This window comes from Puniceibacterium confluentis (assembly GCF_007923445.1).
Taxonomy (GTDB): Bacteria; Pseudomonadota; Alphaproteobacteria; order Rhodobacterales; family Rhodobacteraceae; genus Puniceibacterium; species Puniceibacterium confluentis.
On record NZ_VOJI01000019.1, the window covers coordinates 40,499 to 52,145 of the forward strand.

An 11,647-nucleotide genomic window follows, 5' to 3' on the forward strand; every position below is an offset into this window, starting at 1 on the left:
GTCTCGGGGGCGTCAGTAGCCGTCCCAGAAGGTGAGCGAGGACATGGCGATGCGGCAGGGCGTGCCGCCGACTGCGGTTTCGTGCGGCGAGGCAACGCTGGTTTCGGCCTGCTCTGCCACATGCAGCACCTTTGACGCCCTGAAGCCGTTTGCCACCGGAATGAAGAACGCCAGCATCCTGTCCGGATCCGCGGTATAGCGCAGCGACTGCACATGTGGCTGGTCCTCTCCGGACAGAACCAGATAGCCGTTGCTGTCGCAGGCGTCGATCTGAAAGCCGATCAGGGTTCCAAGACCTTCGACGGGCACGCTGCTCCCGGGTTTCAGCCGGACAAAATCCTGTTTCATGAAGCGGTTCTCGCGGCTCACCAGCTCGGCATCGGTCAGGGTGGCAAGATGCCGGGTCCGGAACCGCGGGGCAAAGGAGTGCGCCCGCACGTCGCCGCCCTGGAACTTGTCCAGCCTGGCAACCAGATCCCGGCCAAAGGCCTGGGCATGGTTCAGCGAGATATGCGCGCCGTCCCGGAAGATCGGCGAGGGCAGCACCCGCGCATAATCGATCACGCTGTGGAACTCTGCGCCGATCTCTTTCGAGAGTCTGGCATAGCAGCGGTACATGTCGCTGCGGTTCTGGGCAAAGCGCTGGTTGCAAAAGCCGAGAACCGTCAGCCGGGTCTGGCTGGCGATGGTCGACAGGATCTCGCGCAGCAGGGTGGTGTAATAGCCGAAGGTGCCAAGATGGCCCTGCTGCATCATGTTCTCGTCGTTCACCACCGCATCAAAGATGATGTGATCGTAGACCGACAGGTCCTCGTGGCACCAGGCCGCGAACTGCGCCCCGGGCGAGCCGCCAACCGACTTGTTGATGATCTCGACATTGTCCGGGCAGGCCTCGGTGAATCCCCGGACCCAGCCATCGCGCAGGATCGAGTTCGAGGTGCCCAGGATCAGCAGCTTCCGGCGCGGTGCCCCCGGGGCCGCCGGGGGCTGGGTCACCGGCGCCGGGCCCACAAGCCGCGCGGCCTCTGCGTCCAGACCGTTGCGTTTCAGATAGGCCTGATAGGCCGGGCGCAGCTTGGCCCGTCCGCCCAGGGTGTCCAGCGCCCGCAGCGCGGCATCGGGGTCGGTCGCGGCCAGCGCCTTGCCATAAAGCGGGGTCAGTTGCTTGAGCAGGTCGAGAACCCCGGCATCCGCCGGCGTCAGGATCGTGGCGACATCTCCGGTCCAGCTGCCTTCGGCGGATTTCCAGTCGACCTGCGGAATCAGGCAGGACTCGGCCATCTTCAGATCCGGAAAGATCTTCTCGATGCTGTCGATATGGGCCTGGTTGCCCGCGGCGATGCAGGCCCGCACTTCGGGCAGCAGCTGCGGCCGCGTCCCCACGACACCGCCGTTTGCGGTGTTCATGCTGTTGAAAAAGTCGATGAGCCAGTTCGACCGGGGGCTGAACACCCCCTGTTTCCTGGCCAGGAAATCGTGCCGCACGTTCTGCAGCAGGATCATCTGTTCGACCGAGAGCGAAGAGTTCTCGGTGACGTCCGGCAGGTCGATGTCGCCCAGGCCGGTGATGGCGCGCAACAGCGTCGCAAATTCCGCCACCACCGAGCCGCCGGTCAGCGCCGCCCGGTCGAACAGCCGTGCATGCAGGCTCTTGCACTGCGCCATTGGCCCCCAGCGCCGGAACGGGCCGGTCATGTCGCGGGTAAAGCTGCGCGGGTCCGAAAACACGTGATCGGCCTTGAGCTGCTGCTGCACCGAGGACAGGAACAGGCCGACCGGGTGGCGCAGGAAAGCGATGATGTGCACCTGCGGTTCGGTGCCGGTGATCTCGCATATCAGCGGATAGAGCACCTCGGGCTTGATGTTGAACAGGTTCTCGGCCGACAGCAGCAGATAGTCGGGACTGTGCTGCCGGATCAGGGCCTGGGTTTCCTCGACATTCTTGCGCGCCAGCTGGGTCTGGGTGGCGTCGTTGCCACGGGTGCGGCCCTTGAGCAGGGTGATATAGCTGTAGTGCCCGTTGGCGGCGGTGGCCGGGTGATAGAGAATCCCCTGCCGCAACAGGGTCTCACGCGTGTCATAGAGACTGGCCTGGACCGAAGTGCTGCCGCATTTGGCATCGCCGATATGGATTAAGACCTGCACGCAAACGCCCCGCCGAATTTCCCTCCGGGACTTCTATGAAAACTCGCAGGTCAGGTAAAGAGCAGCCGGAAGAGGCCCCGCCCGGCAGGGGTCCCGGCCCTTCCGGGGCGGGGAAGAGGCCGCGCCTAGCGCGCGGCCCTGGCCTGCCGGAGATTCGCCTCGATCGCGATCTGGGCAAGGCCGAACCCCGGCTTGTCGAAACTGTCGAACACCTTCGGCGCGCCGGGGCCGCGACGCCCCGGGGCGCGCGCCAGCAGATCGGCGAACAGCGCCTCGTAGCCATGCGCCTGCTTCATGAACGACAGGGTCTCAAGCGCGTGCCGACGACAGTTTTCCCGCAGGGATGGCCCGGTGAGCACCGTCTTTATCCCCTCGGCAAGTCCGGCCACGTCGCCGATCTCGGCACAATAGCCGGTCTTGCCGGCAATCGCGAGGTCGGGGATCGCCCCGGTGCGGAACCCGACCACCGGCACGCCGCAGGCAATCGCCTCGGCGGTGGTGTTGGAAAAGGTCTCTTCGAGCGAGGGCACCACCACCACATCGGCGCAGGAGTAGGCCCGCGCCAGTTTCGCATTGTCGGCGATATATCCCAGCGCCTTCTTGTCCTGGGTGATCGCCTCGGTGGCGGCGATGTCATTGCCCACCAGCATCACGAAGGGATCGAACCCAAGCTCCTTGGGATCCAGCAACTTCAGTGCCGCCATGAATTCGCGGTAGCCCTTGATCTCGCTCGAGAAGCTCGGGACATAGCCGATGATCTTGCGGTCGGTCGGCAGGCCGAATTCGCGCCGCCGCGACATCCGGTCATAGGGATAGAACACATCCGTCTCGATCGAGTTGGGGATGGTCTCGATCCGGCAGTCGCGGAACATCGGGCTGCGCTCGAGAATGCCGCGGGTGTGGTGGCTGATCGTCACCAGGGTGAGGTTGTCAAAGTTGTAGTGCGCGCGTTTCGCCGCCAGCACCTCGGCCGGGAACCCGGTCTGATCCGAGGGAATCTGCGGGCAGTCGCTGCAGTCGGTCATCCACTTGTCGCAGCCGTGAAAGAAATGACAGCCGCCGGTGATCGGCATCATGTCGCGGATCGTCATCACCACCGGCTTGCCGCAATGGGTCAGCGTGGCGATGTTTTCCACCGACAGGAAGCGGGCGTGGAAATGCAGGTTGATCACGTCATAGGGTTCGACCATCCGCAGCAGATCCGCAGAGGGAATATGGGTCTGGTTCACGGTGAAGATGGTGTTGCCGGGTTTGGGCGCGGGCTGCAGCGTGCGCCAGCGGGTGCCGTCCGTGCTGGGGTGCTGCACGAATTGCACCCCCGGTTCCTTCTCGTGATGCCGGATCGAGGTGAACATGGTCGGCGCCACCCCCGGCAGGCCCAGCAGCCCGCGGTGCACCCGGTAGGCGGCATATCCCGCCCCCTGCAGGGTCGAAGCCGAGAACAGCGCCACCCGGACGGGGTCGGTGACCTTGGAAATCAGCGCGTCCAGCCGCTCGGCCTGGCGGGTGCCGGAAAACACCTGCAGCCGCTCTTCGGCATAGGCGCGGTTGTCGCCAAAGGTGGCGGGGCTGGCATACATGTCGGACAGGGCCTCGAACAGCGCCCCGGCATCGCCATGTGCGGCGATGCGGGCGTGCGGCGTGTCGGGGCCGATCACCTCGGGCAGCCCGCCGGCATCGGTGGTCAGCACCGGCAGGCCCGCGGCGATCGCCTCGAGCACGGCCACGCCGAAGGTCTCGGACTTGCGGCTGCTGTCCGTTGTGTAGGTCGAGGGGTGGACGTAAAGATCGAACCGGCCGAGATAGCCGGGGTCCTTGCTGAAATCGACAAAGGGCTGGAACACCACATGGTCGCTCAGACCCAGCCCGGCGGCCTGCGCCGTCAGGTTCCCGAGTTCTTCGTCGCCATTGCCATAGACGATGGTCAGCCGCACATCGCCCGTGACCTCGGCACGGAAACGCGCCAGCGCCTCGAGCAGGAAGCGATGCCCCTTCCAGGCGATCAGCCGCCCGATCGACAGCAGTTCCAGCCTCCGGGAGCGGTCAAAGAAACCCTCTGACCTGCGGTGCTCGAAGAACCGCGGATTGACGCTGTTGGGCAGTACGAAGACCTTTTCCGGGGCCACGCCGGCGCCGGTCAGCTCGTCCCGCAGATAGTTGGAAACGGCGGTAAAGCAGACATCGGTGCGCAGCGCCAGGTCGCGGCACACATAGTCGGTATAGGCCGAGGGTTTCTTGAGCTGGAAGACGTCGATGCCATGGGTCATCACAACGGTCGGCAGGCGGATGCCGGTCTCGGCGATGCGGTCGTGCAGGCGGTGTTCGTTGATGGCAAAATGCGCCACCATCACGTCGATGCCGCAGGTTTCGATCAGATATTCATAGATCGCCCGCCCCACCGCACCCCGGTACTTTTCCCAGGACAGGTGCAGCGCCTTGTCATAGGGGCGTTCCTCGCGCAGCTGGCCGTGCTGGTACAGGACGATGTTGTCGTGATCTGTCTCGGTCTCGAGCCGCTGCACCAGATCGTAGATGAAGGTCTCGGACGGGGCGGAAAAGACGGTGGCGTAGTGCAGGATGCGCCTGGCCCCGGGTTTGCGGGGCTTGAGCCGCATGTTGGCGATGCGGGCCAGCTGCTGTGACAGGCAGCCGCTGCTGGTCTCGATCCGGATGTGGCGGCGGTCGACGCCCAGCTCGGCGGCAATGCGCCAGTACATGGTGAACCGCTCTTCCTGGTCATAGGCCAGGGCAAAGGCGCCGCGGTCGCGAAAGCAGTGTTCGACATAGGCGGCAAGGGCGGCGGCAAAGCGCGGCTGCTGCGGCCCGTGGCGGCGGCCGATCGCGGCGGCGGCCTCGAGCCGGGAATCGCCGAAGCGCAAGAGATACAGCGTCTCGGCCTCGTCCTGGGTCAGGAAGGGGAATTCCACCCGGTAACACTGGCCGTTCTCGAAGATGATCTTGCGCCGCCGCTCGGGGGAGTTCCCCGAGGACGCGCCCCCCGGGGTAAAGCGGAAATGCGCCTCGCTCAGCAGGTGGTAACGCTCGCCGGTGGTATAGGCGCGCCGGATCCACACCATGTCCGAGACGATACCGAGGTTTTCGGCATAGGGTCCGACACGGTTATAGCAGTCGCGGTGCACCAGAAAGGTGCAGTGATTGACGTTGAGGTTGCCCAGCAGGATGCCGTCGTTCAGCGGCTGCGCGGGCAGCAGGTTGTCGCCGTCCCAGAAATCGGAATAGACGATGTCGACGGCACCCACCGGCCCCTGTTCCAGTGCGGCGCGGACCGCCCGGGTCACATGCTCGGGGCCGTGCCGGTCGTCGGAATTGAGCAGGCAGACATAATCGCCCCGCGCCAGGCGGATGCCCTTGTTCATCGCCGAATAGATGCCCCGGTCCGGTTCCGAGATATAATAGTCGATGAGGTCGTCATTGGCGCGGATGATGTCGACGGTGCTTTGCGGACTGCCGCCGTCGACCACGATGTATTCGATATTGGCATAGGTCTGCGCCCGGATCGACTCGATGCAGCGCTGGAAGGTGGTGTCGTTGTCGTAGACGGCGGTGACGATGCTGACCAGCGGCAGGTCGGGCTGCGAGGATTTCAACTGCCCGCGCATCCGCGCGCCGCCCTCGGCCTGGCGCCGGCCGGTCAGGTCCGGATAGCGGTCGTATTTCCCGGCAAAGCCGTCGCGCGCCTGGATGCCGTCAAGATCGGCAAGCTTGCCTTCGATCCAGGTGGCGTCGGGGTGCAGCGCCAGCGCCTTTGCATAGGCGGCCCGGGCCGTGCGGTCGTCGCCTTCCTGGCGGGCGATCTCGGCCAGGCGTTCGTGATAGAGGAAGAAGTCCGGCTGCGCGTCCAGCGCCGCGTGCAGGATCTTGCGGGCCGCTGAAAGATCGCCGTCCTGAAGATGGGCGTTGACCGACGGCAGAATCGCCTGCGCATTCATGAACAATAACCTTCTCTCAAGTGCCGCGCGGTCTGAAACGGGCCGCACAACCGGAATATACGTTTTTCCGCAGCGCAGAAATACTGTTTGTCCGCTGACAGTCCGGACCGCAGGATTTTGCCTAAATTTGCGTCAGGACAGGCCAGGCGTGGCGGCCACGCCCCGGGCACACCCCTGCGCAGGGCGGCACCGGAGCGCAGGGTGCAGGTCTCAGCTGCGGGCGTAGACATCTTCGTAGCGGATGATGTCGTCCTCGCCGAAATAGGTGCCGGTCTGCACCTCGATCAGCACCATCGGCACCTTGCCGGGGTTCTCCATCCGGTGCACGGCCCCCAGCGGGATGTAGACCGACTGGTTTTCCGTCACCAGTTTCACCGTCTCGTCCACCGTCACCCTTGCGGTGCCCTCGACCACGATCCAGTGTTCCGAACGGTGATGGTGGCTTTGCAGGGACAGCGCCGCGCCGGGATGCACGACGATGCGCTTGACCTGAAAGCGCGTGCCGATCACCAGGCTTTCGTACCAGCCCCAGGGGCGATAGTCGCGCGGCAGCTGCACCGCCTGGCTCGCGCCCTTCGCCTTGAGCGCCGCGACCGCCTCCTTGACCCGCTGGGCTTCGGATTTGTGCGCCACCAGAACCGCATCGTCCATCGCCACCGCGATGATGTCCTTGAGGCCGATGCCCACAAGCTGCAGCCGCTCGGATTCAGAGCGCAGCAGGCTGTCGGAACAATCAATCGCCGTGGCCCGCTCCGAGGCGACATTGCCGGCCGCGTCGGGGCCGGATTCGCGCCAGACCGCATCCCAGCCACCCAGGTCCGACCAGCCGGCGCCATAGGGCATGACAGCCAGGTTGTCGGCCTTTTCCATGATCGCGTAATCGACCGAGATATCCTCGATCTGGCCCCAGGGTTCGGGCGCAAGGCGGGTAAAGCCCAGGTCGGTCTGGGCGCCGTCAAGCGCGGCCTGCACCCCCTTGATCAGGGCGGGGGCGTGTTTTTCATAGGCGGCGCGGATGGTTGCGGCGGTGAACAGGAAAATCCCGGCGTTCCACAGGAAATTGCCCAGGCTCAGCATTTCGGCCGCCCGCGCCGCGTCGGGTTTCTCGACAAAGCGGGCCAGCTTCTGCGGCGTCGAGGCCTGCGGCTGCGCGCCCGGAGCCAGTTCGAGATAGCCATAGCCGGTTTCCGGGTGGTCCGGGCTGATGCCAAAGGTGATCAGATCCCCGGCTTCGGCACGCGGCACAGCCGCCTGCACCGCAGTGCGGAAGGCGGCGGCGTCGGGGATGACGTGATCCGAGGGCGCCACCAGCATCAGCGCCTGCGAATCCTCGCGTTCGAGAAACAGCGCGGCGGCAAGGATCGCCGGGGCGGTGTTGCGCCCCTCGGGTTCGATCAGGATCGCCGAGGGCGCCTGTTCGATGGCCGCCAGCTGTTCGGTGACGATAAAGCGGAACGGATCGCCGGTCAGCACCATCGGCGCGGCAAAGCCCGCGCCCGTCAGCCGCTTGGCCGAGGCCTGGAACAGGCTTTCGGACCCCATCAGCCGGGCGAACTGCTTGGGATAGGATTTGCGCGACAGCGGCCAGAGCCGGGTGCCGGAGCCGCCACAGAGCAGGATGGGAGTAATTTGAGCCGACATTATAACCTCGTCATTGATGTGCTGCGCCGCTCAGGCCCGGTCGGAGCCGGGGACGGCGGTTTCATATAGAATATGGGTGATCCCGCCGGCGCGGGGACCGTGGTCCTTGTCGCCCTTGAGCAGTTCCTCCGGCGGCAGGGCGCTGTCCTGAAAGATCGTGATCCGGTCCGACACCGTCGGCTTCAGGGGTTTGCCGCCGACACGTTCATAATAGCAGTGGCGGTCGTAGCAGTGCATCCTGTCCCCGACCTCGCCCATGCGGATCAGGAAGGTGCCGCTGGTCGGCCCCATCAGCATGATCAGCCCGGTGATGCTGACCCTGTCGGGCAGCTGGATCTCGGCGGTTCCGCCCTCGGGGATCGACAGCATCTTTTCCCGGAACCCGGCCCGGGAAAAATCCCGGTAGACGCCGCCCGGCACCGAGACATCGCTGATCGCATAGGCACCGAACTGCCGCCGTGATTTCAGGGCCGAAAAATCCGGCGGAGTGGCGGCCACCTCCTCGATCAGGTCAAACAGCGCGGCGGCGTACATGTCCTTGCCCGCGTCATTGGGGTGGACGTTGTCGCGCAGGGTGCCTTCGGTCAGCGGCACCACCCGGTGCGGCACCCGGTAGCGTGCCGACAGTCCGGCGTCAGTCGCCGCCATCCAGTCGCGGTCCGGCTGCACGCCGGTCAGCGGCAGGTCAAGGATGCCGCAGTGCATGCCGCGGCGGCGGCAGATCTCGAACAGGGCCTCCATGCCGGCCGTGTGGTCGGCGATCTGTGCCGGGTTTTCAGGACGCAGCCGATAGACGGCGGTGGCGATTTCGATGATCAGCGCATCCGGTTTGTGCTTGCTGACGATGTCCTCGACCAGGTGGCGGGCATGGTCGGGCTGCAGGCCGCCGATCGCCACCTTCGTCACTTCGTGGTCGGGGTGTGCGCTGGCACACAGCGCCGCGCAACGCTCTACGTATCCGTCGGATTCGGCGGTGACACTGAACCCAAAGACCAGAAACTTCATCGCGACATTCCTTCCTCAAATTTCCTTAGCGCTCTATGAAGACATGGCCAAGCGCACCAACCCGGCTGTCGGTGTTTTTTGTGCCTTTCAGCAGCTCTGTCTCCGGCAGGTCCGGCAACTGCTCGATTCTGAGCACCCTGCAGGTCCTTGCGCCGCCTGCGTTCTGGCCCCCGAACAGAAAGGCGCCGACACGGTCATAGTAGCAAAACTTGTCATAGCTCATCTGGCGAAGCGTGCTGCCGTCCATGTCCAGCCCGAGCAGCCCGGTGCGCGGCCCCATCCGGGCGGTCAGGCCGCAGACCCTGACCGGGTCGGCAAACTCCAGCCGGATGTCGGCCCCGGCCGCAAGTTCGACAAGGGTGACCACAAAGTTCCCCCGGTCGATCACCTGACGCGCAAAGGCGGGACCGGCCATCTGCGTGACGGTGATGGCGTCATACCGTGGCAGAGCGCTGACCAGCCCGGGCGCGACGGCAACCGGGGCGGCCTGCGGGATCAGCGACAGCAGCGCGTCGGCATAGGTCTCGAGACCCTGCGCGGTGGGGTGGACCTCGTCCCGCAGCAGCCCCTCGGTCAGGGGCACACGGTGATAGGGCAGGTTCAGCGCCGCACACAGCTCCGCGTTCTCGCGACTGACCCAGTCATCCGCGTAATCGACATCGTTTCTGGGCAGGTCCAGCACCGCAAGGCGGATGCCGCGTTCGGTGCACGCGCGCAGGATGCTCAGGAACGCGTTCCGGTAGGGGTCGTGCGACACCGAGAAATTGCGGAACGCCGGGGTCGCATGGTCCAGCACGATGGCATCGGGGGCGTGTTCGGCGATGATGCCGGGAAACAGGTAGCGTGCATGATAGGGCTGCATGCCCCCGAAACCGGCCTTGACGATCTGCAGGTCGGTGCCCGCGGGCAGCCGGGCGATGGCGGTTTCCACATAGCCCTGCTTTTCCGCGGTGACACTGAATCCCAGAACCAGGATCTTCATGGATCTGCGCCTTTCTCCGGCCTGCCTTCGGCGGTGTCTCTGTTCCGGCCCGAGCCCGGCAGGATCACCGGCAGACCCGGCCCTTGCCGCTGTCGCGTTTCACGCCCGCAGCGGCAAGGGCCGCAGGTTTCCGGGGCATACTGCCCTGTGGCGGGGGACTTTTATGCCTTGCCGTAGATCAGGCCGAAAGGCTGGGTGTCGGGGCGGCCTTTCCTGAACAGGGTCTGATCAAAGATCGTCAGCCCCAGTTCGCGGCACAGCGCATCGTAGTCATGGCCGAAGACATGGGTCGAAGGGGTCCGCTCGGCCTCGGTCTTGGCCCGGGTGTCGACATTGGCATCAAACACGATGACCCGGTGGGAGACGCGCGCCATCTCGAGCAGGGTCTTGCGGATATATTCGAACGGCACGTGCAGCAGCACGAAGGACGACACCGTGACGTCAAAGGCGTTGTCCTCGAAGGGATAGGGATCATCGGCATTGATGATGTGGTTCTGGTCCACCGTCAGCCCGTGGGCGGCGGCGGCGGCGTCCAGCGTCGCGCGGTGCTGCTCGGTCAGGTCGACAGTGGAAAATCTGGCATTCTGCGCCCCGGCATACAGCGGGAAAAGACGGCCGATGCCCGGCCCCATCTCAAGGATGCGGGATCCGTCGGCAACATGCTTTCTGAAGAACTCCGCGTGCGGCTGGCTGACGGTGGGATTGGCCTGGGTGTTGGGCTGGTCCCGGGTGTTCCAGTATTCAGCGGGCTCATAGCGTTCGGGGACAAAACTCTTTTTTTCGGACATCTCGGAAAACCTTTGGCTGAACGGGGTAAAGGGCGTTGCGCGAACGGTATGGTCCGCGCCACAGAGGGTCAATAGTCACATCGGCGCGGGAAATCAGACCTCCCGCAGCGCATCGCTTGAGCGGAACCAGTCATAGGTCTGTGCGATGCCTTCCTGCAGGCCGACACGTGCGGTCCAGCCCATCCCGGCCAGACGTCCGACATCCATCAGCTTCTGCAGGGTGCCGTCGGGCTTGCTGGTGTCCTGGGTGATCGTGCCGTTGAAGCCGGTCACCCTGGCGACCATCTCGGCCAGTTCGCGGATCGACACGTCGCTGCCGGTGCCGACGTTGATATGGCTCAGCATCGGCTGGGTGTTGGCGGCATAGACGTCGCGCGGCAGGTCGAGCACAAACAGCGACGCCTCGGCCATGTCGTCCACGTGCAGGAATTCGCGGCGCGGGCGGCCGGAGCCCCAGATCACCACCTCGGGAACGCCGTCCCGCGCCGCCTCGTGGAAGCGGCGGATCAGGGCGGGCAGGACATGGGAGTTCTCGGGGTGGAAATTGTCGCCCGGCCCGTACAGGTTGGTGGGCATGACCGAGCGGTAATCGACCCCGTGCTGGCGGTTGTAGCTTTCACAGAGCTTGATGCCGGCGATCTTGGCCACCGCATAGGGTTCGTTGGTGGGTTCCAGCACGCCGGTCAGCAGCGCATCCTCGCGCATCGGCTGGGCCACGGCGCGGGGATAGATGCAGGAGCTGCCCAGCTGCAGCAGCTGTGTCACCCCCGCGGCAAAGGCCTGATGGATCACGTTGCATTCGATCATCAGGTTTTCGTAGATGAAATCGGCCGGATAGGTGTTGTTGGCATGGATGCCACCGACCCGGGCGGCGGCCAGGATCACCGTGTCGGGCTTTTCGCCTGCCATGAAGGCCTGCACGTCGGCCTGGCTGGTCAGGTCGAGTTCGGCGTGGGTGCGGGTCACCAGCTCCAGCGCCTCGCCGGCCGCCTTGCGGTCCTGCAGGCGGCGCAGGATGGCGCCCCCCACCATGCCGCGATGGCCTGCCACATAGATCTTGCGCATGTCGCTCACCCGTTTTCCAGAGAGACCGGCAGGGCAAAGCCGTGCTCTTTGAGCAGGGCGTGGCGCTGTGC

General features: G+C 65.1%; 7 protein-coding genes. All 7 read right to left on the bottom strand.

The window, feature by feature from the left end:
• Positions 1 to 12 precede the first annotated feature (12 nt).
• Complete coding sequence (locus FOY53_RS17795; protein WP_146591378.1) at positions 13 to 2,145, bottom strand: hypothetical protein; 2,133 nt, start codon at positions 2,143 to 2,145, stop codon at positions 13 to 15.
• A gap of 125 nt (positions 2,146 to 2,270) precedes the next feature.
• Positions 2,271 to 6,095 (bottom strand): glycosyltransferase, encoded by a 3,825-nt coding sequence (locus FOY53_RS17800; protein WP_146591379.1) that lies wholly within the window; start codon positions 6,093 to 6,095, stop codon positions 2,271 to 2,273.
• Between the two features lie 210 nt (positions 6,096 to 6,305).
• Positions 6,306 to 7,736, bottom strand: coding sequence for a mannose-1-phosphate guanylyltransferase/mannose-6-phosphate isomerase (locus FOY53_RS17805; RefSeq protein WP_146591381.1), 1,431 nt, complete (start codon positions 7,734 to 7,736; stop codon positions 6,306 to 6,308).
• A 30-nt stretch (positions 7,737 to 7,766) separates the two neighbouring features.
• On the bottom strand, positions 7,767 to 8,741 hold the full coding sequence (locus FOY53_RS17810) for an SGNH/GDSL hydrolase family protein (protein WP_146591383.1): 975 nt from the start codon (positions 8,739 to 8,741) through the stop codon (positions 7,767 to 7,769).
• A 25-nt stretch (positions 8,742 to 8,766) separates the two neighbouring features.
• Complete coding sequence (locus FOY53_RS17815) at positions 8,767 to 9,723, bottom strand: SGNH/GDSL hydrolase family protein (RefSeq protein WP_146591385.1); 957 nt, start codon at positions 9,721 to 9,723, stop codon at positions 8,767 to 8,769.
• 161 nt (positions 9,724 to 9,884) lie between these two features.
• Positions 9,885 to 10,511 carry a class I SAM-dependent methyltransferase gene (locus FOY53_RS17820; RefSeq protein ID WP_146591387.1) on the bottom strand — a complete coding sequence of 209 codons (627 nt, stop codon included), beginning with the start codon at positions 10,509 to 10,511 and terminating at the stop codon, positions 9,885 to 9,887.
• 93 nt (positions 10,512 to 10,604) lie between these two features.
• Positions 10,605 to 11,576, bottom strand: coding sequence for a GDP-L-fucose synthase (gene fcl, locus FOY53_RS17825; RefSeq protein ID WP_146591389.1), 972 nt, complete (start codon positions 11,574 to 11,576; stop codon positions 10,605 to 10,607).
• Between the last annotated feature and the right edge of the window lie 71 nt (positions 11,577 to 11,647).